This window comes from Erwinia magellanica, from assembly GCF_039023495.1.
In the GTDB taxonomy this organism is placed as follows: Bacteria; Pseudomonadota; Gammaproteobacteria; order Enterobacterales; family Enterobacteriaceae; genus Erwinia.
Genome location: NZ_JBCHVC010000002.1, coordinates 550,981 through 572,892, shown reverse-complemented (window position 1 = coordinate 572,892; position 21,912 = coordinate 550,981). Strand labels below are relative to the sequence as shown.

Below are 21,912 nucleotides of genomic sequence, written 5' to 3'. Positions count from 1 at the left end.
ATATGGCTACTCAGGATAATGGCTTTAGTGAAAACCGCTTTTACGAACGCCTGTTGCAGGAGTGCTACGACAGCTACGATGAAGAGCTGGAGATGGAGCTGGATGACAGCCGTTTTGGCGGAGAACAGCCGTCGGATCCGGATAAAAAGGCCTGGCGTAAATATTACTTCCGCGAACTGCTGCGTTTGCAGGGTGAACTGGTCAAGTTGCAGGAGTGGGTAACCCGTACAGGTCACCGCATGGTGATCATTTTTGAGGGTCGCGATGCGGCGGGTAAAGGGGGAGTGATCAAACGCATCACTCAGCGCCTGAACCCCAGAACCTGCCGGGTTGCCGCCCTGCCCGCGCCAAACGATCGCGAACGAACGCAGTGGTATTTCCAGCGCTATATTGCTCACCTGCCCGCTGCGGGCGAGATCGTGCTGTTTGATCGCAGCTGGTATAACCGCGCGGGCGTGGAGCGCGTGATGGGTTTCTGTAACGAAGAGGAAGTGGAGGAGTTTTTCCGCAGCGTGCCGGAGTTTGAAAAAATGCTGACGCGCAGCGGCATTCAAATCGTGAAGTACTGGTTCTCCATCACCGATGAAGAGCAGGAGCTTCGCTTTCTGAGCCGCATCCACGATCCGCTGAAGCAGTGGAAGCTGAGTCCCATGGATCTGGAGAGCCGCCGCCTTTGGGAAGACTATACCGAAGCAAAAGAGATTATGCTGGCGCGCACCCACATTGCCGAAGCGCCGTGGTGGGTAGTGCAGGGCGTGGATAAAAAGAAAGCCCGCCTGAACTGCATCAGCCACCTGCTGCGTCAGGTACCTTATGAAGATGCAGAGGAGAAGAAGATTGACCTGCCCCCGCGTGAGCGCAATGAAGATTATCGTCGTTCACCGGTACCGGAAAATATGATTGTGCCGGAAGTCTACTGAGTAAGCGGGTGGAGGATAAGCGGCTTTCTGACAGGGCAGTCTGTGAGGCCGCTTAGCCCTCTGCCCGGTTCAGATGCGCTTCACGCCACGCCCGTTTTCTCTGCTTCTCTGCGCCGCTCCGTCAGTTGCAGCCTCAAGGTCAGCGCAAAGGCAAAGAACACCACTACTGCTGCCCCCAGATAGACAGAATTGACGCCCCAGTGACCAATCAGCAAGCCCGCCACGGGTCCCGTGATACCCAGGCCAAAATCCAGGAAGGCGGAATAAAGCCCCAATGCAGAACCCTGATTTTCCGGGGCCACCTGTTTAATGGCTTCGACGCCCAGCGCCGGGAATACCAGCGAAAAGCCGGAACCGGTCAGAAACGCCCCCGCATCCACCATCAGCGCAGAGGTGCCCTGCCAGATCAGCAGCAGCCCCACAGACTCAATGGCGAAGGAGAGCAGCGATACACGGATGCCGCCAAAGCGCCCGATATAGCTGCTGAACAGCAGCCTCATAACGATAAAGCCCAGGCTGAACAAGGTCAGTGAGAAAGCCGCGCCGTTCCAGTTATGACTGGCAAAGTAGAGGGTAATAAAGGTGGCGATGCTGCCGAAACCCACGGTGCCCAACCCCAGGCACAGCCCGTAGACCCAGATGCGGGAAAAGACCTTATTGAAGGGAATGCGTTGCCCAACGGCCACCCTCACGGCGGGGCGTTTGGTCGCCAGCCAGAAGCCAAACACCGCCATCAGCATAATCAGCACGGCAAAGCCCGGAATGCCAAAAACAGCGTTAAGCATCACGCCCAGCGGTGCCCCTATCGCCATCGCCAGATAGGTTGCCACGCCATTCCAGGAGATCACCCTGGCGCTCTGTACCGTGCCGACAATATTTATACCCCACAATATCGAGCCGGTTGCGGTCAGGCTTTCACCTATCCCTAAAACAACCCGCCCAGCCGCCAGCAAAATCAAACTGGTTAAGGGCATGGTCTGCCAGAAGAGCGCCAGCAGCGTAAACAGCCCGCTCGCTCCGCACAGTACCAGCCCCACCAGCACCACTCTTTTTGGGCCGAGCAGATCGGCGTAACGGCCCGACTGCGGGCGACTGAGCAGCGTAGCAAAATATTGCAGGCTGATAATCAGCCCGGCCATAAACGAGCTGTAGCCAAGCTGGTTATGCACATAACCCGGCAGAACCGCCAGCGGCAGTCCAATGGAGAGATAACAGAAGAAGGTGAAAACCACCACAGAGATGATGCGTTTGTTAAGCTGAGCGCTGGATAACGCCGGGGTTGAAGACATGTCGGAGCCAGAAAAAGAGTGTGATGTAACGCACATCATACCCTTAGCAAGCTAAGATATCCTGTGAAGATTGGCAACAAATGTGACGGCTCTTTTCGGCACTCTGACTCAAGCGATAAGGGCAGTGCAGCGGCGCAAGCTGCCATTTCTCATGCTCATGGGGCAGCCCGCCTGGGTAAAATTTTGCCCCATGCGGGAAAATCCTGGTTTAGCTTACCGGATACTGCGTCACGAGCCGGGCAATTTCATCGGAGGTTTTTGTCGCCCGGATCAGGCTGAACAGCTCGCTGGCCTCGTCATACTCTTTACGAAGATAACCCAGCCACTGTTTTATGCGGGCTACGTGATAGAGGCCGGTATCACCCTGCTTTTCAAGCTGTACATACTTTTTCAGCAGTTGCACTACATCCGGCCATACCATCCGCGGCTCATTGTATTTAATGACCCGGCTGAGATTAGGCACGTTCAGCGCGCCCCGCCCGATCATTATCGCATCACATCCGGTGGTCTTCATGCAGGCCTGCGCGCTCTGCCAGTCCCAGATTTCGCCATTGGCAATCACCGGAATAGTGAGCCGCTGGCGGATCTCGCCAATGGCCTCCCAGTTAATGCGCTCGGCTCTGTAGCCATCCTCTTTGGTGCGTCCGTGAACCGTCAGCTCTGTTGCGCCCGCCTGCTGCACCGCGTCGGCAATTTCAAACTGCTTGTTACCGGACTCCCAGCCCAGCCTGACTTTGACCGTCACCGGCAGATGCAAAGGTACCGCTTCCCGCATCGCTTTCGCGCCACGATAAATCAGCTCCGGATCTTTTAATAAGGTCGCCCCGCCGCCGCTGCCGTTCACCGTTTTTGACGGGCAGCCGCAGTTTAAATCCACGCCCCAGGACCCCAACTCAACCGCGCGGGCCGCATTTTCAGCCAGCCATTCCGGGTACTGCCCCAAAAGCTGGATGCGAACCAGCGTACCAGACGGCGTGCGGCTGGCATGATCAAGTTCCGGACAGAGTCGGGTAAAAGATTTTACAGGAAGAAGTTGATCAACAACCCGGAGAAATTCGGTGATGCAGAGGTCGTAATCATTAACGTCGGTGAGCAGTTCGCGCACCAGCGAGTCCAGCACGCCCTCCATCGGGGCCAGTAAAACGCGCATGTGACAGCCTGTTAAAACGGGGACCTGGCGGTCCCCCTGATACGGTATTAAGCCGGGTTAGAACGGCGCTGACGGGTTTTGTTGCGAGGTGCCCCGCTGCTGCTGCCTTCCGTCCGCGCGGTGCCGGAACCGGCGCCCTGACGGCGTTGTCCGGCAGCCTGGCTACGCTCGCCGCCAGCAGACTGGCTGCGTTCGCCGCCGTTGCTGCTACGGTTAGCACTCGGGCCGCCGCGGTTACCCGCTGGTGCGCCGCGCCCACGGCCTGCACCGCCGCCGCCGCCGGCACCACCACGCTGCTGACGACCATTCTGAATCGGCTCCGCTTTAATGGAAGGATCCGGCTCATAGCCTTCAATAGCAATACGTGGGATTTCACGCTTCAGCACGCGTTCGATATCGCGCAGCAGCTTGTGTTCATCCACACAAACCAGAGAGAGCGCTTCACCGGTTGCTGCCGCGCGACCAGTACGGCCAATACGGTGCACGTAATCTTCCGGCACGTTTGGCAGCTCGTAGTTCACCACGTGTGGCAGCTCAGTGATATCAATTCCTCGTGCAGCGATGTCGGTCGCCACCAGCACGCGGATTTTACCCTCTTTGAAATCGCTCAGAGCACGAGTACGGGCGCCCTGGCTCTTGTTACCGTGAATAGCGGCGGCAGTGATGCCGTCTTTATTCAGCTGCTCAGCAAGGTGGTTTGCACCATGCTTGGTACGGGTAAAGACCAGCACCTGCTGCCAGTTGTCACGGCCAATCAGGAAGGAGAGCAGTTCGCGCTTACGTTTCTTATCAACGAAGTGCACATGCTGTTCAATCTGCTCGGAAGCGGTGTTACGGCGCGCCACAGAGACTTCTTCCGGATTGTGCAGCAGCTTTTCCGCCAGACCTTTGATCTCATCAGAGAAGGTGGCAGAGAAGAGCAGGTTCTGACGTTTGGCAGGAAGTTTGGCGAGTACGCGACGGATATCGTGAATAAAGCCCATATCCAGCATACGGTCAGCTTCGTCCAGCACCAGAATCTCAACATGAGAGAGGTCCAGCGCGTTCTGATGTTCCAGATCCAGCAGACGGCCTGGCGTTGCCACCAGCACATCCACGCCGCCGCGCAGTTTCATCATCTGCGGATTGATGCTGACGCCGCCAAACACGACCAGCGAACGCAGGTCCAGATACTTGCTGTAGTCATGAACATTTTCCCCTACCTGAGCCGCCAGCTCACGGGTTGGGGTTAAGATCAGCGCACGAACCGGGCGACGACCTTTAGGGTGTGGAGTGCTGCTGCTCAGCAGCTGTAACAGCGGCAATGTAAAGCCGGCTGTTTTACCGGTGCCGGTTTGGGCACTGGCCATCAGGTCGCGCCCTGCAAGGACTACCGGGATAGCCTGACGCTGGATAGGCGTAGGCTCGTTATAACCCTGTTCTGCAACAGCACGCAAAATATCGGCATTCAGGCCGAGAGAATCAAATGACATAAAATTGACTGACTCCGGATCCGCCCTGACCGCATTACACGGTGTAGTTTCCAGGGGGAGAATATGACGCCAGGCTTCGCCTGACGTAGAAAGGGAGCACAAACCACGGTGCGTAAGAGCCGGATTATAACAGATGTTATGTCAGCACAGAGAGCGTTTCTTTTTTCGCAAGGAAAAAGGCGTTTGCTCAGCCTGCATCAAAGTGGTTAAACCAGGGACTAAGAAGAGAGGCGTAGAGAGGGGTTTGCCTGAAGAACAGGCCACTTTCGTGGCCTGCTGTGCTTAGCGGTGACGCTGGCGAGCGTGAACAGGCTCTTTAGCCAGCAGAGAGACCACACAGGGTCCGGTCAGCATCAGCACTCCAACACACCCTAACAGCAGGTTGTTGTGGAGCACGCGGGAGAGCATAAATAACACCAGCATCGCCGCGCCAAAATAGTAGGTGGTGGTCACATCCTCAAGGAAGTCCCCAACCCGGCGCAACCGTGGCAGCCGCTGAGTCAACAGCATGGCGGTAAACACGCTGGCATACATCGCCAGTAAGACCGTGCTGACCTGCAACAGTGCCTGATGCTTCCATCCCCACACCAGTCCGGCAATCAGCAGGAGGTGCAGCGTGATATGTACACAGGTTTGTCCAGTGACAATCTGAATACGGTTAGACCATTTCATTGTATTCTCCTGGCAGACCTAACAGAGGTCGCCCAGCCTTGTTAACACAGTAAGTGATAACGAATGTCCTCAGACTAACTTAGTTTTCGGATAATGCCGCAAAGAACGCCGTTTCAGGGCACTCTTTTGTGACAAAGACTACACTTTACTCTTCAACAAATGAAAAGGAGAGCATGCACAGTATGCCACAAAATGCGCAGGGATTTTCATTAAAAGTCCTGACAATCAATACGCACAAGGGTTTCGCTGCTTTCAACCGCCGTTTTATCCTGCCTGAATTGCGTGAAGCCGTCAGAGCAACGGCGGCGGATATTGTCTTTTTACAAGAGGTGATGGGTACCCACGCCGTTAATCAACTGGAGGTTGAGAACTGGCCTGACACACCTCATTACGAATTTTTGGCCGATACCATGTGGAACGATTTTGCCTATGGGCGAAATGCCATCTATCCCGAAGGGCACCATGGCAATGCCATTCTGTCTCGCTTTCCGATCGTGGCGTTTGAAAACCGCGATATTTCTGTAGAGGGGACAGAAAAGCGCGGGCTGCTGCATTGTCAGGTGCAAATCCCTGACCAGGCAGAGCCATTACACGCTATCTGCGTGCATCTGGGACTGCGCAATGCGCACCGGCATGCGCAGCTAAACCTGCTGTGCGATCTGGTTAATGGCCTGCCAAAAGGCGCGCCGGTAGTGGTCGCGGGGGATTTCAACGACTGGCAGCAAAAAGCCAATGCTATTTTGAAAAAAGGGGCAGCCATGGAAGAGGTTTTCAGCGGAAAAAATGGACGCCCGGCGCGTACTTTCCCTGCCCGCTTCCCGCTGCTGAGACTCGACAGGATCTATGTCCGTAATGCCGGGATCAGTCATCCACAGACTATTCCGCTACGGCCCTGGTCACATCTTTCCGATCACGCCCCTCTGGCTGTGGAGATTCACCTATGAATATGGAGTGGCGCGATGGTAATCGCCTGCGCCTGCTGGAAAACGGCGAAGAGTACTTCCCACGCGTATTTGAAGCTATCCGCCGTGCGCGGGAGTTCGTGCTGCTGGAAACCTTTATCCTCTTTGAAGATGAAGTAGGAAATGAGCTGCATGCGGTGCTGCTGGAAGCGGCAAAACGCGGGGTTAAGGTAGAGATGCTGCTGGATGGGTATGGCTCTAACGGCCTTTCCGATGAATTTGTTACCGCCCTGACCTCGGCGGGGGTGCGGTTTATTTATTACGATCCCCGTCCTCTGGTGTTGGGTATGCGTACTAACATTTTCCGCCGTCTGCATCGTAAAATTGTGGTGTGCGACGGCGAAATAGCCTTTGTTGGCGGCATCAACTACTCCGCCGAGCACAATTCCAGCTATGGTGCAGAAGCGAAGCAGGATTATGCCGTAGAGGTGAAAGGCCCGATTGTAGATGACATCACCTCCTACGTGCAGCAGGCGCTGAACAGCGAACAGGTTACCCGCCGCTGGTGGGGTGGCCGTTCACATCGCCCGGCCAAAAATGCTATGCCGGGCGAGGCGCAAATTCTGTTTGTCTGGCGTGATAACGATGAGCACCGGGACGATATTGAGCAGCACTATATCGACATGCTGCACAACGCCAAAAAGGAAGTGATCATTGCAAACGCTTACTTCTTCCCCGGCTATAAGCTGCTGCGGGAGATGCGCAGCGCGGCGCAAAGAGGCGTCTCGGTCAAACTGATTGTGCAGGGAGAACCCGATATGCCGATAGTGAAAGTCGGCGCCGAGCTGCTCTATAACTATCTGGTGGGCGGCGGTGTGGAGATTTATGAATATATCCGCCGTCCGCTGCATGCCAAGATCGCCATTCAGGACGATTACTGGGCAACCGTTGGCTCCAGTAATCTGGACCCACTGAGTCTGTCACTGAATCTGGAAGCGAATCTGATCGTTCACGACCGGACCTTTAACGAAATAGTCCGCAGTAAACTAAACCGCCTGCTGCAAGAAGATTGTAAACGCGTTGAGGAGAGCCAGCTCCCCCGCCAGAACTGGTGGCAGCTGGGGAAAAGCGTGGTGGTCTTCCACTTTCTGCGTCATTTCCCGGCTATCGCTGGCTGGCTGCCGGCCCATACGCCGAAGCTGGCACAAATCCCTTCTCCTGTTCAGCCTGAGCTGGAAACCCAGGATCGTGTTGAGCCTGATAAAGAGCGAGTAAAACCCTGATGTCTGCTGCGCAATCCCGTTGGAAGTGGGTGAAGAAGATCCTCACCTGGCTGTTCTTTATCGCCGTTATTGTATTGCTGGTTGTCTATGCCCGTAAGGTTAACTGGCACGATGTCATTGAAGTGATAACCAATTACAACCGCGTCGCTATTTTTAGCTCCGTGGCGCTGGTAGTGGTGAGTTATCTGACCTATGGCCTCTACGATCTGATAGGTCAGGCGTACTGCGGCCACAAGCTGCAAAAGCGCCAGGTGATGCTGGTGTCGTTTATCTGTTATGCCTTTAATCTGACGCTGAGTACCTGGGTTGGCGGCGTGGCGATGCGCTATCGCCTTTACTCCAGGCTGGGACTGGAAAGCAGCACCATTACCCGTATCTTTTCGTTGAGCATCGCCACCAACTGGCTGGGTTATGTGCTGGTGGCGGGCGTGGTCTTCAGTACAGGAATGGTGCCCATTCCTTCCGGCTGGTTTATTGGTGAAGGGACGTTACGAACTATCGGTGTGGCGCTCCTGGCCTTTGTTGTGGTTTATCTTGCGCTTTGCGCCTTCTCAAAGCGTCGTCGCTGGACGGTAAAAGGGCACAAGCTGGCGCTGCCATCATTTCGTATGGCCATGCTTCAGTTTGCCGTTTCCAGCGCAAACTGGCTGGTGATGGGTGCCATTATCTGGCTGCTGCTGGCGCAGAGAGTCGATTATCCGCAGGTGCTGGGCGTACTGTTGATCAGCAGCATTGCCGGGGTCATTATCCATATCCCGGCGGGCATTGGGGTGCTGGAAGCGGTATTTCTGGCGCTGCTGGGCGGCGAACATCTCACTCACGGCTCTATTATCGCGGCGCTGTTGGCCTATCGTGTGCTCTACTTTATTGCTCCGCTGCTGCTGGCACTGGTGCTCTATCTGTGGCTGGAAGGACGAGCAAAAACGCTGCGGCAGAAGAACGAGCAGGATATGCAGAAGTCGTGATGCAGGGTTAGCGCCAGGTGGAAGTGTGGGAATTAACCGGCAGAGTGAATAGTGGAAGTGTAGCCCGGACGGAGCAGAGCCGTCCGGGCTGAGCAGTGACACTGTAGAGCTAGCGGCGGTTGCCGAAGATACGCAGCAGCATCAGGAAGAGGTTGATAAAGTCCAGGTAGAGCGTTAAAGCGCCCATAATAGAGTAACGACGCAGGTTCTCTTTGTCTTCGACATTAATCCCCTCACCGATATTCTTCAGCTTCTGCGTGTCATAAGCGGTCAGCCCAACAAACACCACCACACCGATATAGGTCACGGCCCACATCAACGCGGTGCTTTTCAGCCAGATATTGACCAGAGAAGCCAGCACAATCCCAATCAGCCCCATAAACAGCAAGCTACCCATTTTGCTGAGGTCGCGTTTTGTGGTGTAACCCCAGAAACTCATGATGCCAAACATCCCGCCGGTTACGACAAAAGTGCTGGCGATAGAGGAGTAGGTATAAACAAGGAAAATACTTGCCAGGGTAAGGCCGGTTAGCGCCGAATAGAGCATAAACAGCGCTGTCGCTGCCGTCCCGCTAAGCTTATGCACCATTCCGGAAAGCACAAATACCAGCCCTAACTGCACAATAATCAGACCAAAGAAGGTGATGCGATTGGCGAAGACCAGCTCCATGACCGCAGGCGTGTTCGCCGCAAACCATGAAACAAACGCGGTCAGCAACAGACCGCACGTCATCCAGCCATAAACCTGTGCCATATAAGTCTGCAAACCGGTGTTAGCCTGCGAAACCATAGAACTGTTGGAACGTGGATATCGATCCATGATGCTCTCCTGATTCATAAATTAGCAAAGTGATCCCGCAAACTCGCGCAAGGGCCATTGTCGGGGTCGCCCTTAAGTCTGGCACAGTCCTGGCAAATTAAGCCAGCCCCCCTTATGACTTTTCCTTTCCCCTTCAGCTGCTGAGGTAATTTTGTTGTGTGATTATTGCATGGATGCTTAAAGCTTGTTCACATCTTGCCGATAAAGTGATCACAAGGAGATTACCTGACAGGAAGTTAATTACGCGCCATCTCTTACACCGGGGAATCTTTATGCACAAAACCACCGTCAAACGCAAAATGAGCACCCGCACGCTGATGCTGGTTGCCGGCGCTCTGACCATCACCCTTGGCTTTACCATCACCATTGGCTTACTCAGCTGGCAGTCAAGCCAGCAGCAGCGCAAACTGGCTGAGGATTACCTGGGGCAGATTGCGGAAAGTAACGCTCTGAGCGTGCAGAAAGAGCTTGAATATGCCCGCACGGTGGCACGAAATCTGGGCCAGAGTCTGATCGCCCTGCCCGCTACGGGCATCACCGACCGTAAGGTTGCTGAAGAGTTAATGAAGTACTCTCTGAAGCAGAATCCGGACTATATGTCGATGTCGGTGATTTTCGAAGAAAATGCGTTTGATGGCCGTGATGCTGAGTTTGCCCAACAGCCAGACTCGCCACCGAAAGGACGTTTTGCGCGCTTTGTCGATCAGGACGCTTCTGGCCACTTTACTCTGCACAATCTGGACTCCATCTTCCAGCCGGGCCAGGGCGATTACTATTTAATCCCGCAGAAGTTGAAAAAAGATGTTCTCACCGAGCCTTACAGCTATGCCTACAACGGCGTCGATACGTTGCTGACTTCGGTTGCGGCGGTGGTGATTGATGATGACAAGCTTAAAGCGGTGATCACTTCTGATATTTCCCTGGCTACCTTACAGAAAACCGTGGGTGCGATTAAGCCCTGGGAAGGTTTAGGTTATGCCGTGCTGCTTTCCAATAAGGGTCTGGTGGTTTCCAGTCCGGATAAAGCGATGGCCGGTAAGCCCTATAAAGGCGAGACAGATAAGTTTTCTCAGCAGGTAAAGGAGCATTTTGACACCACGCTGGGAGAAGATGTGCTGGAAATCTGGCGCCCTATTACCGTCGGCACCAGCAATCTGCCTTGGTATCTGGGCATTGTCACTCCGGTCGGCGCGGTAATGGCGGAAGCGAATCGTCAGCTGATGCACGCCCTGATCATGATGATCCTGAGCATAGTGATTGTCTGCTCCGTACTGGGGCTGATCTTCAGCCGCAAGATATCGAAACCCATTGGCGGCGAACCCTCTCAGGCGGCAGCGATAGCGCTGGGCGTGGCAGAAGGCGACCTCAGTGCTGAGATCCCGGTAGCCGCGCGCGATCGTCAGAGTATTTTCTTTGCCATGCAAACCATGCAGCAGCAATTAAGGACCATGGTGGGAGAGATTATTTCCGCCAGCGACTCTGTTCGTCAGGGCGCGGAAGAGATTGCATCCGGTAACCTTGACCTTGCTTCCCGTACAGAGCAGCAGGCGGCGGCGCTGGAAGAGACGGCGGCGAGCATGGAGCAGCTGACCGCTACGGTGAAACTTAATGCCGACAATGCGCACCATGCTACGTCGCTGACCGAGAATGCCACGGATATTGCTCAGCGCGGCGAGCTTCTCGTTCAGCAAGTTGTGCAAATTATGCAGCAGATCGACGAGAGTTCCCGCAAAATTGGTGCTATCACCAGCATCATTAACGGCATCGCTTTCCAGACAAACATTCTGGCGCTGAACGCCGCCGTTGAAGCAGCCCGCGCGGGTGAACAGGGTCGCGGTTTTGCCGTGGTTGCGGCTGAAGTGCGCAGTCTGGCGCAGCGAAGCGCCAACGCGGTTAAAGACATCTCTGCATTGATTGGCGAGTCCACACAGCGGGTCAATCATGGTGTATCGCTGGTACAGGATGCAGGCAGAACCATGCAGGAGATGACCGCTGCGGTGAATTCAGTGAAAACCATTATTGGCGAGATTGTTCATGCCTCTGACGAGCAGTCGCAGGGAATCGGGCAGGTGACGGTGGCGGTTAATCAGATGGATGGCGCAACTCAGCAGAACTCCGCGCTGGTACAGCAGATGTCCGCGGCGGCCTCTTCACTGGAAGAGCAGGCGAAACAGCTGGCGCAGACGGTACAGATCTTCCGACTGGATGCGGCATAAGTTGCCTGAGGCAGCGTGGTTAAAGCCGCGCTGCCTGATCCCAGGGCATGTTGCCTGAAAGCCAGGTGGCCTGGTCAGGAAGAGCAGAATGCTGACTTAAAAAACATATCGTCTGAAGGGCCAACAGCCTGGTCAGGGAGAGGGGACTGAACACAAAAACGCCGTGAACCCCTCCCTGGGGGCTGCGAAGCGGCGTCCATGCCGCTTAGCTTTTGCTTATCAGCCCCCTCTCCCTTCCCCACAGCATCGGTGTTGCCTGTTATAGAAAAACAAACCAAATCCAAATCCTGCATCAAATTTGGTTTTGACCTGTGTGAACATTGAAATCAAAGACAACACCGCATGTTCTGGGTGGCGCCATAGAGCACGTTAGCCGAGTGTATGCCGCAGGGATGCGGCATCCAGGCTTGCGCTAATGCCGCGCAACATATCAAAGTTAACATTTAGCACTACGGCGTCTCGGATAACGTGCTCTATGGTGACGCCTTTGCACCGCAGCCGGTTTTGACCTGTGTGAAAAAGGTATTGGGTTGAGGGCAGGTTGTCTGGGGTTCAGTGTTCTGGTCAGTAGAAGCCGAAGGGCACGTTGCCTGGGGAGTGGTGGCCAAATCAGACAGAACAGGATGCTGACTTAAAAAGCATGTCGTCTGAGGGGCCAGCAGCCAGGTCAGGGAGAGGGGGCTGAACACAAAAACGCCGTGAACCCCTCCCTGGGGGCTGCGAAGCGGCGTCCATGCCGCTTAGCTTTTGCTTATCAGTCCCCTCTCCCTTCCCCACAGCATTGGTGTTGTCTGTTACAGAAAATCAAAACCAACTTCCAGGTCCAGTTCCCGCATCAAATCTGGTTTTGACCTGTGTGAACGCCAAACTTACCAACAACACCGAATTCAATGGGTGGCGCCCCGGAGTGCATTAGCCGAGTGTATGCCGCAGGGATGCGGCAGCCAGGCTTGCGCTAATGCCGCGCAATATAACAAAGTTAACATTTCGCACTGCGGCGTCTCGGATAAGGCACTCCGGGGTGACGCCTTTGCACCGATCCGGTTTTGACCTGTGTGAACGCCAGGCCCACCAACAGCACTGAATTTAACGGGTGGCACCACGGAGCACATTAGCCGGGTGTCTGCCGCAGGGATGCGGCAGCCAGGTTTGCGCTAATGCCGCGCAACATATCAAAGTTAACATTTCGCACTGCGACGTCCCGGATTACGTGCTCCGTGGTGACGCCTTTCCACCGCGCCCGGTTTTGACCTGTTTGAACACCAGACTCCCCAGCAACCCCGAATTCAATGGATGGCACCACGGAGCATGTTTGCCGAGTGTATACCGCAGGGATGCGACAATCATTACAGCTGCCGCTTCCGCAGAACTATTTCCCGCGCGCCAGACAGCTCTGGTAGCGTCCGTCCACGCGTTGGGCAAACCAGGCGGTGGTCAGGTTACGGGTGATTTTCGGGCTTTCAAGCTTGATGCCAGGCAGCATCTCTCGCGGCTGCCGCCCTCTGGCATTTTTATCGGCCAGGGCAAAGACCTGCTGCCATAAATCCGTTTTTTCAAACTCTATACTTTCGCCCTTCTCCAGCGCATTGCGGATAGCCCGATCGCTCATATCCAGACGTGATTTTAGCGTCCGAACGGCGAGTTCTGTAGAGCCAGCCTGGTCAGAACCGTAAAGGATTAAATCGCCATCAAGCGCTAACTTAATGCCGCTCAGCCGGGATACCGCCGCCTGAAACGCCGCATTACGGCTGGCATACCAGCCTGCATTGAAATCGGCAAACCGGTAAATTTGTCGGCTGTAATTTGCCGGATAGCCCAGCAGATGCATCGTTCCAAACCAGACGCCACCGCGACGGGTAAACACCTCACGGCGAACAGAGCCATCTACAGGCCAGGGATAGCCTTTGGCATGGGCTTCAGCAAACGCAATGCTGACCTGCATCGGCCCACCGGTATGGACAGGGTTGAGATTGCCAAACAGCGTCTGCCCCATCGGCACCATATTAATAAAATCGTCAAATATCGCGCTCAGCTCCTTCTCGCTGCGCACGTTATCCAGTCTTGAGGCATAACTTTTGCCGTTGGGGGAGTTGATCATCAGCGCCGTGCGAACCACAAAAGAGGGAATATGTAGCTTTGCGGCACGGCGGTCTATTTCGCCCCAGGCAATTTTGGGCAGACCAGGCACGGTTGCATCCGCGTTGAAAGTGGATTCCTGATCGGTAACCGCAATCACCGAGCAGAGATTAGAGACGCTGGGATCCAGCCCCTGACCGTTAAACGCAGCAAAAATATCGTTACTCCATCCCTGACGGTCGCTCACCTTAGCAGGCAGCAGTTGCGCTATCTGAGCTTTAACATCTGCCGGACGGCGTTCGGGAAGGTTTTTTTTCGGCTGGCTGGTACAGCCTGCCAGCACCATCAGGGCCAGCAGGGAAAGGCGTTTAGGATAACTCATTACTTTCCTTGTTTTTCAACGGCTAATCCCCTCAGGGTACAGAGCGCAACGGCAGGAAGCTATCACATCGGCTCCTGAATCCTCCATGGCGCTACTTCCAGCGTGCGGCAGAGTGATGGTCGCTGTCACGGGACTCCACCCAACGGTCACCCTCCGGCGTCGCTTCCCGTTTCCAGAACGGTGCGCGGGTTTTCAGGTAATCCATAATGAATTCAGCAGCGGCAAACGCGCCTGCCCGGTGCGCCCCGCTAACACCCACCATCACGATCTCATCGCCGGGGAATAACTCGCCGATGCGATGGATAACCGTGACACGCTGCATTGGCCAACGGCCACGCGCTTCGGCGACAATCTCTGCCAGCGCTTTTTCAGTCATGCCCGGATAGTGTTCCAGCGTCAGCGCCGACACGTTATCCCCCAGGTTGTGATTTCGCACTTTCCCGGTAAAGGTCACTACGGCACCATCTTCATCACAGGCCGCCAGCCAGCGATACTCTTCGCCCATATCAAAGGGTGCCGCCCCAACCCTGATCCTCGTCTCCATCTCAGCCTCCGGTTACCGGTGGGAAGAAGGCGACTTCGTCACCCGCTTTCAGCACATGCTGCGGCGAAACCAGCGTTTGATTCACCGCAGCAAGGATTTTCCCGGACTCCAGCGCCAGCGCCCAGCGGTCGCCTTTGGCAGCCAGCGCCGCACGCAGGGCTTCTACCGTGGCGTAATCCTGCGTCATGGTCATGCTTCCGGTTCCTACCAGCTCACGTACCTGAGCAAAAAACAGCACATTAATCATGGGGAACCGCCTGGAAATCACCCGACTTGCCGCCGCTTTTGCTGAGCAAACGACACTGCTCAATGCTGATATCTTTCTGCACCGCTTTACACATATCGTAGATGGTCAGCGCCGCCACGGAAGCCGCCGTCAGCGCTTCCATCTCCACGCCCGTTTTGCCTGTCAGTCGGCAGAGCGACTCAATACGCACCTGACTGTTAGCCTCATCGGCAAACAGCGTCACCTCCACCTTGCTGAGCAACAGAGGATGGCAAAGCGGGATCAGCTCCCAGGTTCGCTTGGCAGCCTGAATGCCGGCGATGCGCGCGGTGGCAAACACATCTCCTTTGTGGTGGCTGCCGTCGATAATCATTTTCAGCGTGTCGGGATGCATTTTGACAAACGCTTCGGCGCGCGCTTCACGTACGGTTTCGCTCTTGGCAGAAACATCCACCATGTGCGCCTCGCCAGAGGCATTAATATGGGTTAACTGAGACATAAATCAGGGCTTCTTCACGTGTGAAACAAAATGACAGGGACGGGTACGGGCATCGAGCTGATCCTGAATAATCCGCTCCCAGGCAAGCTGGCAGGCACCGGTAGAACCCGGCACCGCAAAAATCACCGTCTGATTAGCGATGCCCGCCACGGCACGGCTCTGAAGCGTGGAGGAGCCGATATCTTCATAGGAGATCATGCGGAACAATTCGCCGAACCCTTCAATTTCGCGGTCGAACAGCGGCAGCAGCGCTTCAGGCGTGCTGTTTTTACTGTTAAATCCTGTCCCGCCGTTGACCAGCACCACCTGCACATCGCTGCTGGCAATCCAGCTGGAGACAACGGCCCGGATGCGATAGCGATCGTCTTTCACCAGCGCATGGTCCAGCACCTGATGCCCCGCTTCCGTCAGCGCCTCGCGCAGATAGTCGCCAGAACTGTCGCTGGCAGCATCGCGGCTGTCAGAAACGGTCAGTACTGCCACGTTAAGCGGCATAAATTCAGCCGAAGGTTTAGCCATGTTCACGTCCTTAATGTTAACCGCCGATATAAGAGAGATTCTGCGTGATGCCGGTATTGCCCTGATGCAGGAAATGCGTCTGCTTTTTGGTACGAAGGCTGGCGGCAATCCTTTCCTGCAATTCGGCCTGCTGCCCATCATTTTGCAGCAGATCACGCAGGGAAACCCCGCCATCGCCGAACAGGCAGAGATGCAGCTTGCCGGTAGCAGAGACCCGCAGCCGGTTACAGGTAGCGCAGAAATCTTTTTCGTAAGGCATGATCAGGCCAATCTCGCCCTGATAATCAGGGTGACGGAACACCTGAGCAGGCCCCGCGCTGCGCTCCCCTGGCTGACGGATCCAGCCCTGCATAATCAGCTGGTCGCGGATCACTTCGCCAGAGACATGATGTTTGCGGAACAGATTGCCGCCGTCGCCTGTCTCCATCAACTCGATAAAACGTAGCTGAATGGGCCGGGTGCGGATCCACGTAAGGAAGGTCTGAAGGCTGTTATGGTTGATGTCGCGCATCAGCACAGTATTCACTTTCACTTTGCTGAAACCGGCTTCAAATGCTGCATCAATGCCGCTCATCACCTGGTGGAATTTATCCTGACCGGTGATGGCATGAAACTGACGGGCGTCCAGACTGTCGATGCTGACGTTCAGCGCGGTAAGACCGGCATCGCGCCACTGCGCCACGTCGCGGGCCAGACGGTAGCCATTGGTCGTCACCGCCAGCTGGCGAATAGCGCTGTTTTCGCGCACGGCAGCGATGATTTCGGTGAAATCCCGGCGCAGGGAGGGTTCTCCGCCCGTCAGACGCACTTTTTCCGTCCCCGCAGCGGCGAAGGCACGGGTAACGCGCCGGATCTCATCCAGCGAAAGGAAGCTTTTATTGCTGGTGCCCTGGGGTTTATAGCCATCAGGCAGACAGTAGTTGCAACGAAAATTGCAGACGTCTGTGATCGACAGACGCAGGTAATAGAACTTGCGATCGAAGTTATCAGTAAATTGTGACACCAGAACACCTTTCCAAAACGGGAGATGCAGGCATTTCTTTCTGCACCCTGGCAACGCGTGGTTGCGGCCAATACTCCATATCCGATGACGTAGGCGTAGAGGCTAAGTGTGATTTACCGCACATCGGCAAACCTTGGTGTGAAAATTCTAGCGCTATTGTGTGAGGGATGCCAGAAGAGAGTTTCGCTATGTATTTGGATATATAACGTATTTTGCCGTATTTTAGTCACACATTACGCTAAAATAGCCTTATCAGCGCGTTACGTCTCGCCTCAAACAAACTTAAGCCAAGGAATTTTATGCGTAATCGCACGTTAGCCGATCTCGACAGGGTAGTGGCATTGGGCGGCGGACACGGCCTGGGCCGCGTGATGTCTGCGCTTTCTCCGTTAGGATCCCGGCTGACTGGTATTGTCACCACTACAGATAACGGTGGATCTACCGGGCGCATTCGTCGCTCTGAAGGGGGGATCGCCTGGGGTGATATGCGCAACTGCCTCAATCAGCTGATTGCCGAACCCAGCGTGGCCTCCGCCATGTTTGAATATCGCTTCAGCGGCAACGGCGAACTGGCGGGTCATAATCTGGGAAACCTGATGCTAAAAGCGCTGGATCATCTCAGCGTTCGCCCTTTTGAAGCGATCAATCTGATCCGTAATCTGCTTAAAGTGGACGCCTTCCTGATCCCGATGTCAGAGCAGCCAGTGGATCTGGTGGCTGTCGACAGTGAAGGCAACCATGTTTATGGCGAAACCGCTATCGATCAGATGCAGCAGCCGCCGCAGGAGCTGATGCTTTCCCCTCTCGTCAGCGCAACCAGGGAAGCCATTGAAGCGGTGGCAGAAGCAGATTTAATTCTGATTGGCCCCGGCAGTTTCTACACCAGCCTGATGCCGGTGCTGCTGATGCCTGATATGGCGCAGGCGCTGCGCCGCACGCCAGCCACCATGGTGTTTATTGGCAACCTGGGCCGGGAGCTGAGTCCGGCGACGGCGCAGCTGACGCTGGAAGGGAAACTGACGATGATGGAAAAATATATCGGCAAAAAGGTGATTGATGCCGTGGTGGTTGGCCCCGCTGTCGATACCCGTAAGGTAACCGACAGAGTGGTTATTCAGGAACCGCTGGAAGCCGCGGATATTAAATATCGCCACGACCGCCAGCTGCTACATATTGCCATTGAACATGCGATTCAGGCGATTAAGTCCGCCTGAAGGCGTTACCCTCGCCCCCGCTGCGCAACTTCAGATAATCCTCCGGGGCGGAACAGCTGCCGCCCACTCCTGCTCTGAGGATGCTTTACCCCCCACGCCTCTTTTAAGAAGCGGCGATAAACAGCTCGCGTACCTGATGAAGCTGGTCACGCACGTTAGCCGCTTCTTCAAACTCCAGGTTCTGCGCATGCTCCTGCATCCGCGCCTCCAGCTCGTGGATTTTCTTCTGTAGCCCTTTCGGCGAGAGATCCAGGTAAGGGGTGTCATCTTCCACAATAGCGCGTTGCGACTTGCCGCGACCTTTGGTTTTGTTCTTGTTGATCCCCTGCCCCAGCTCAAGAATATCGGCAATTTTCTTGTTCAGGCCCTGCGGTACAATGCCGTTCTCCTCGTTATAGATCTGCTGCTTCTCACGACGGCGCTCGGTTTCACTGATGGCCCGCGCCATAGAGGGGGTAATTTTATCACCGTAGAGGATTGCCTTACCGTTAAGGTTACGCGCCGCGCGTCCGATAGTCTGGATCAACGAGCGTTCTGAACGCAGGAAGCCCTCTTTGTCGGCATCCAGGATGGCAACCAGCGAGACTTCTGGCATATCCAGCCCTTCCCGTAACAGGTTGATCCCTACCAGCACATCAAATTTCCCCAGACGCAGGTCACGGATGATTTCGACGCGCTCCACGGTATCAATGTCAGAGTGCAGGTAACGTACCCGCTCACCATGCTCTTCCAGATACTCGGTGAGATCTTCTGCCATTCGCTTGGTCAGCACCGTCACCAGCACGCGCTCGTTGATGGCGACACGCTTACGGATCTCCGACAGCAGATCGTCGACCTGCGTCCCCACCGGGCGCACTTCAATCAGCGGATCAAGCAGGCCGGTAGGACGGACGACCTGATCGATCACCTCACCGCCCGACTTCTCCAGCTCGTAGTTGCCCGGCGTGGCGGAGACATAAATGGTTTGCGGTGCCAGTCCTTCAAACTCCTCAAACTTCATCGGACGGTTGTCCAGCGCCGAGGGCAGGCGGAAACCATACTCTACCAGCGTCTCTTTACGCGCGCGGTCACCGCGGTACATGCCGCCAATTTGCGGGATAGTAACGTGAGATTCGTCAATCACCAGCAGGCCATCTGCGGGCAGATAATCGAAGAGCGTAGGCGGCGCTTCGCCCGGCCCTCGGCCGGAAAGATAGCGCGAGTAGTTTTCAATGCCCGAGCAGTAACCCAGCTCATTCATCATCTCCAGATCAAACTGGGTGCGCTGGGAAATGCGCTGCTCTTCCAGCAGTTTATTATTCTCCAGTAAGGTTTTACGCCGATCGGCCAGTTCCACCTTGATCTCTTCCATCGCCTGGAGAATACGCTCACGCGGCGTAACGTAGTGGGTTTTGGGATAGATGGTGTAACGCGGAATCACAGAGCTAATCTGCCCGGTTAACGGGTCAAAAATCGACAGCCGCTCCACCTCTTCATCAAACAGCTCCACGCGCAGCGCATAGTCATCTGACTCTGCCGGGAAGATATCAATGACCTCACCGCGCACGCGGAAGGTGCCGCGCTGAAATGCCTGATCGTTGCGGGTGTACTGCAACTCCGAGAGCCTGCGAAGGATAGCGCGCTGGTCGATAACCATGCCCCTGGTCAGGTGCAGCATCATTTTCAGATAGAGATCGGGATCGCCCAGACCATAAATGGCCGAGACTGACGCCACCACAATCACATCCCGCCTTTCCAGCAGCGCTTTGGTGGCGGAGAGACGCATCTGCTCAATATGCTCATTTACTGAGGCATCTTTCTCGATAAAAGTATCTGAGCTGGGTACGTAGGCTTCAGGCTGATAGTAATCGTAATAGGAGACGAAATATTCCACCGCGTTGTCCGGGAAGAACTCTTTCATCTCGCCGTAGAGCTGCGCGGCCAGCGTTTTGTTGGGCGCCAGCACCATGGTTGGACGATTGAGATCGGCTATCACGTTGGCGACGGTAAAGGTTTTTCCGGAGCCGGTTACCCCGAGCAGCGTCTGATGCGCCAGCCCATCTTCCAGCCCCTCTTCCAGGCGACGGATCGCCTCGGGCTGGTCGCCAGCGGGTTTGAAATCGGAGTTGAGTTTAAAGACTTTGCTCATTGAATGGCTACCTGGTGATGAAGTGCAAACCTAATTTTACTCTGCCACACCGATTTTACCAGCAAAAAAGACTGGATATAATCACAGTTATTTTGCAAGATGAAGAAGCGAGTGGAGCAGCGGTGCCGTCAGGGTATAGCCCAGCGTTACTTCTGCTACAGCCTGGCAGGGTTATCCCCAAGAGGGTAGTAACTTTAACAATTGTCAAGCTTCACTGACAAAATGCAGGCGCCATTATATCGGCGGAGTTTATGCGGCTTGATTTTAAATAACTGATTGATTTCACTTGTTTTATCCCCAAAGACGAGTTTCGCATCACTTCGTGCTCAACCCGCGCCCGCTCTCGCCTGGCGTAAGTTTTCAGACGTTCATGCACATGGTTATCCACAGGAATGGTGGATAACTGATTTCAGCGCCCGCCCCGTCTGCTGTGTATAAATCGTTACCTCCCTGCCGCGGCCCCCACAAATATTTTTTTTGCATTATTTTCGCCTGTGGCTTCAGGATTGGGGCCAGCCAAGAGCATAGATCCCTGATTGCCGCCACCCTTTTCTCAGCGATTTTTTCACTTTGATGACAGCCCCCGATAGCCTCTGAGACAGGCGGTTGCACCAGGAATGATTCTTACTCAGCACCGAGTGAGTGCAGCAGAATATTACCTGGAGCAATTATTTAACGTTTATTACCAATCACGGGCGCTGATTATCAGCTTCCCTGCTGTTTTCCCCGCTTTAAGCCAGGTTGGCCTGTCAATTGCAAGATCCACGGTAACCGCCTCACGCTTTCTTAACACCAGAGCGAGAAGCCCGAAGCCGCAGGCGTTTCGCTGGAAACGTTGACGACTGTTTGCCACACGACGCAGAGCGGATGCAACCAGGTGCGATCGAAAACTGTCTGGAGGAGAGTGTCAGATGCTCAGCTTACGTTCAATCAACCAATTTTATGGTCAGAATCACATCTTGTGGGATGTTGATCTGGATCTAGCCCCCGGCACCTGTACCGGGGTTCTGGGGCGGCCTGGCATGGGGAAAACCACGCTGGTCAACTGCATCATGGGTCATCTGCCCATTAACAGCGGGTCGATGATCTGGCAGGAGGCGAATCTTCCTCCCAAGGATCTGCTGCTGCAACCAATGGAACAGCGCGCCGCGCTGGGCATTGGCTACGTGCCGCAGGGGCGGCAAATCTTCTCCCAGCTCAGCGTGGAGGAGAATTTACAGATCGCCTTGCTGGCCGGTGCCGGACTGGCGTGCCACAAAGCGATTCCGCAAATGGTGTATGACCTGTTTCCGGCGCTCTACTCTTTGCGACATCAGCGCAGCGGGGAGCTACAGATGGACCAGCAGCAGCAGTTAGCACTTGCCAGGGCGCTGGTGTTACAGCCGAAGCTGTTGATTCTGGATGAGCCAACCGAGGGCATGTCGCCGTGGCTGGAAGAGGAGATGGGCAACCTGATCCACCGGCTGAACCATGATTTCGGGCTGACGATTTTGCTGCTTGAACAGCGTATCTCTTTTATCCGCAAGGTCGCGGATTACTTTTTGCTGTTGCATCGCGGGCGCAATGTGGCCCATGGCAAAGTCGCTCAGCTGAATGAGAGCATGGTAAACACCTGGCTTAGGGTATCCTGAT

At 55.1% G+C, this 21,912-nt stretch carries 19 protein-coding genes and 1 riboswitch; of the genes, 7 read left to right on the top strand and 12 right to left on the bottom strand.

Annotation, left to right across the window (positions count from 1 at the left end; all coding sequences use genetic code 11):
• Window positions 1-2 precede the first annotated feature (2 nt).
• Entirely contained in the window at window positions 3-920 is a 918-nt protein-coding gene (gene ppk2, locus AAH450_RS10000) for a polyphosphate kinase 2 (RefSeq protein ID WP_342910075.1), read from the top strand.
• Window positions 921-1,000: 80 nt separating this feature from the next.
• Here the strand turns inward: ppk2 and AAH450_RS09995 are convergent, their stop codons facing one another.
• The 4 genes from AAH450_RS09995 to AAH450_RS09980 form a co-directional block, all read right to left on the bottom strand.
• Window positions 1,001-2,209, bottom strand: coding sequence for an MFS transporter (locus tag AAH450_RS09995; protein ID WP_342910074.1), 1,209 nt, complete (start codon window positions 2,207-2,209; stop codon window positions 1,001-1,003).
• Window positions 2,210-2,417: 208 nt separating this feature from the next.
• On the bottom strand, window positions 2,418-3,359 hold the full coding sequence (dusC, locus tag AAH450_RS09990) for a tRNA dihydrouridine(16) synthase DusC (protein WP_342910073.1): 942 nt from the start codon (window positions 3,357-3,359) through the stop codon (window positions 2,418-2,420).
• Between the two features lie 47 nt (window positions 3,360-3,406).
• The gene (gene rhlE / locus AAH450_RS09985) at window positions 3,407-4,831 is read right to left on the bottom strand and encodes an ATP-dependent RNA helicase RhlE (RefSeq protein ID WP_342910072.1); all 1,425 of its coding nucleotides are present in this window, start codon (window positions 4,829-4,831) and stop codon (window positions 3,407-3,409) included.
• Window positions 4,832-5,113: 282 nt separating this feature from the next.
• Window positions 5,114-5,503, bottom strand: coding sequence for a YbhQ family protein (locus AAH450_RS09980; protein ID WP_342910071.1), 390 nt, complete (start codon window positions 5,501-5,503; stop codon window positions 5,114-5,116).
• Window positions 5,504-5,685: 182 nt separating this feature from the next.
• Between AAH450_RS09980 and AAH450_RS09975 the strand changes: the two genes are divergently transcribed.
• Genes AAH450_RS09975 through AAH450_RS09965 form a run of 3 tightly spaced genes read left to right on the top strand, consistent with a single transcriptional unit; the run spans window position 5,686 to window position 8,653 of the window.
• Window positions 5,686-6,447 carry an endonuclease/exonuclease/phosphatase family protein gene (locus AAH450_RS09975; RefSeq protein ID WP_342910070.1) on the top strand — a complete coding sequence of 254 codons (762 nt, stop codon included), beginning with the start codon at window positions 5,686-5,688 and terminating at the stop codon, window positions 6,445-6,447.
• Complete coding sequence (gene clsB / locus AAH450_RS09970; protein ID WP_342910069.1) at window positions 6,444-7,688, top strand: cardiolipin synthase ClsB; 1,245 nt, start codon at window positions 6,444-6,446, stop codon at window positions 7,686-7,688. Before AAH450_RS09975 ends, clsB begins: the two co-directional genes overlap by 4 nt.
• On the top strand, window positions 7,688-8,653 hold the full coding sequence (locus tag AAH450_RS09965) for a lysylphosphatidylglycerol synthase domain-containing protein (protein WP_342910068.1): 966 nt from the start codon (window positions 7,688-7,690) through the stop codon (window positions 8,651-8,653). The genes clsB and AAH450_RS09965 overlap by 1 nt, the downstream gene beginning before the upstream one ends.
• A gap of 109 nt (window positions 8,654-8,762) precedes the next feature.
• Here AAH450_RS09965 and AAH450_RS09960 read toward each other — a convergent pair whose 3' ends face one another.
• Window positions 8,763-9,473 carry a Bax inhibitor-1/YccA family protein gene (locus AAH450_RS09960; RefSeq protein ID WP_342910067.1) on the bottom strand — a complete coding sequence of 237 codons (711 nt, stop codon included), beginning with the start codon at window positions 9,471-9,473 and terminating at the stop codon, window positions 8,763-8,765.
• Between the two features lie 272 nt (window positions 9,474-9,745).
• Here AAH450_RS09960 and AAH450_RS09955 point away from each other — a divergent pair, with 272 nt between their 5' ends.
• Entirely contained in the window at window positions 9,746-11,689 is a 1,944-nt protein-coding gene (locus AAH450_RS09955; protein ID WP_342910066.1) for a methyl-accepting chemotaxis protein, read from the top strand.
• 1,369 nt (window positions 11,690-13,058) lie between these two features.
• On the opposite strand, the gene AAH450_RS09950 is transcribed toward AAH450_RS09955, so the two are convergent.
• From AAH450_RS09950 to moaA, 6 genes are all read right to left on the bottom strand, one after another.
• A complete protein-coding gene (locus tag AAH450_RS09950; RefSeq protein ID WP_463322726.1) occupies window positions 13,059-14,111 on the bottom strand; it encodes a DUF1615 domain-containing protein in 1,053 nt (350 codons plus the stop codon).
• A gap of 127 nt (window positions 14,112-14,238) precedes the next feature.
• Window positions 14,239-14,691 (bottom strand): molybdopterin synthase catalytic subunit MoaE, encoded by a 453-nt coding sequence (moaE, locus tag AAH450_RS09945; RefSeq protein ID WP_342910064.1) that lies wholly within the window; start codon window positions 14,689-14,691, stop codon window positions 14,239-14,241.
• 1 nt (window position 14,692) lies between these two features.
• The gene (gene moaD / locus AAH450_RS09940) at window positions 14,693-14,938 is read right to left on the bottom strand and encodes a molybdopterin synthase sulfur carrier subunit (protein WP_342910063.1); all 246 of its coding nucleotides are present in this window, start codon (window positions 14,936-14,938) and stop codon (window positions 14,693-14,695) included.
• A complete protein-coding gene (moaC, locus tag AAH450_RS09935) occupies window positions 14,931-15,416 on the bottom strand; it encodes a cyclic pyranopterin monophosphate synthase MoaC (protein ID WP_342910062.1) in 486 nt (161 codons plus the stop codon). Before moaC ends, moaD begins: the two co-directional genes overlap by 8 nt.
• Window positions 15,417-15,419: 3 nt before the next feature.
• On the bottom strand, window positions 15,420-15,935 hold the full coding sequence (gene moaB, locus AAH450_RS09930; protein ID WP_342910061.1) for a molybdenum cofactor biosynthesis protein B: 516 nt from the start codon (window positions 15,933-15,935) through the stop codon (window positions 15,420-15,422).
• A gap of 16 nt (window positions 15,936-15,951) precedes the next feature.
• Window positions 15,952-16,941, bottom strand: coding sequence for a GTP 3',8-cyclase MoaA (gene moaA, locus AAH450_RS09925; protein ID WP_342910382.1), 990 nt, complete (start codon window positions 16,939-16,941; stop codon window positions 15,952-15,954).
• A riboswitch (molybdenum cofactor riboswitch) is annotated at window positions 16,928-17,058 on the bottom strand. Its footprint overlaps the gene before it by 14 nt.
• A gap of 179 nt (window positions 17,059-17,237) precedes the next feature.
• Between moaA and AAH450_RS09920 the strand changes: the two genes are divergently transcribed.
• The gene (locus AAH450_RS09920) at window positions 17,238-18,152 is read left to right on the top strand and encodes a gluconeogenesis factor YvcK family protein (protein ID WP_342910060.1); all 915 of its coding nucleotides are present in this window, start codon (window positions 17,238-17,240) and stop codon (window positions 18,150-18,152) included.
• Between the two features lie 103 nt (window positions 18,153-18,255).
• Here AAH450_RS09920 and uvrB read toward each other — a convergent pair whose 3' ends face one another.
• Window positions 18,256-20,280, bottom strand: coding sequence for an excinuclease ABC subunit UvrB (uvrB, locus tag AAH450_RS09915; protein WP_318792262.1), 2,025 nt, complete (start codon window positions 20,278-20,280; stop codon window positions 18,256-18,258).
• A gap of 911 nt (window positions 20,281-21,191) precedes the next feature.
• On the opposite strand from uvrB, the gene AAH450_RS09910 reads away from it, so the two are divergent.
• Window positions 21,192-21,911, top strand: a complete 720-nt coding sequence (locus AAH450_RS09910; RefSeq protein WP_342910059.1) for an ABC transporter ATP-binding protein — start codon at window positions 21,192-21,194, stop codon at window positions 21,909-21,911.
• The last annotated feature ends 1 nt before the right edge of the window (window position 21,912 follow it).

Bases quoted from the DNA above. Each gene is read 5' to 3' on its own strand.
- ppk2 (WP_342910075.1), top strand. From the start codon at position 3: ATGGCTACTCAGGATAATGGCTTTAGTGAAAACCGCTTTTACGAACGC.
- AAH450_RS09995 (WP_342910074.1), bottom strand. From the start codon at position 2,209: ATGTCTTCAACCCCGGCGTTATCCAGCGCTCAGCTTAACAAACGCATC.
- dusC (WP_342910073.1), bottom strand. From the start codon at position 3,359: ATGCGCGTTTTACTGGCCCCGATGGAGGGCGTGCTGGACTCGCTGGTG.
- rhlE (WP_342910072.1), bottom strand. From the start codon at position 4,831: ATGTCATTTGATTCTCTCGGCCTGAATGCCGATATTTTGCGTGCTGTT.
- AAH450_RS09980 (WP_342910071.1), bottom strand. From the start codon at position 5,503: ATGAAATGGTCTAACCGTATTCAGATTGTCACTGGACAAACCTGTGTA.
- AAH450_RS09975 (WP_342910070.1), top strand. From the start codon at position 5,686: ATGCCACAAAATGCGCAGGGATTTTCATTAAAAGTCCTGACAATCAAT.
- clsB (WP_342910069.1), top strand. From the start codon at position 6,444: ATGAATATGGAGTGGCGCGATGGTAATCGCCTGCGCCTGCTGGAAAAC.
- AAH450_RS09965 (WP_342910068.1), top strand. From the start codon at position 7,688: ATGTCTGCTGCGCAATCCCGTTGGAAGTGGGTGAAGAAGATCCTCACC.
- AAH450_RS09960 (WP_342910067.1), bottom strand. From the start codon at position 9,473: ATGGATCGATATCCACGTTCCAACAGTTCTATGGTTTCGCAGGCTAAC.
- AAH450_RS09955 (WP_342910066.1), top strand. From the start codon at position 9,746: ATGCACAAAACCACCGTCAAACGCAAAATGAGCACCCGCACGCTGATG.
- AAH450_RS09950 (WP_463322726.1), bottom strand. From the start codon at position 14,111: ATGGTGCTGGCAGGCTGTACCAGCCAGCCGAAAAAAAACCTTCCCGAA.
- moaE (WP_342910064.1), bottom strand. From the start codon at position 14,691: ATGGAGACGAGGATCAGGGTTGGGGCGGCACCCTTTGATATGGGCGAA.
- moaD (WP_342910063.1), bottom strand. From the start codon at position 14,938: ATGATTAATGTGCTGTTTTTTGCTCAGGTACGTGAGCTGGTAGGAACC.
- moaC (WP_342910062.1), bottom strand. From the start codon at position 15,416: ATGTCTCAGTTAACCCATATTAATGCCTCTGGCGAGGCGCACATGGTG.
- moaB (WP_342910061.1), bottom strand. From the start codon at position 15,935: ATGGCTAAACCTTCGGCTGAATTTATGCCGCTTAACGTGGCAGTACTG.
- AAH450_RS09920 (WP_342910060.1), top strand. From the start codon at position 17,238: ATGCGTAATCGCACGTTAGCCGATCTCGACAGGGTAGTGGCATTGGGC.
- uvrB (WP_318792262.1), bottom strand. From the start codon at position 20,280: ATGAGCAAAGTCTTTAAACTCAACTCCGATTTCAAACCCGCTGGCGAC.
- AAH450_RS09910 (WP_342910059.1), top strand. From the start codon at position 21,192: ATGCTCAGCTTACGTTCAATCAACCAATTTTATGGTCAGAATCACATC.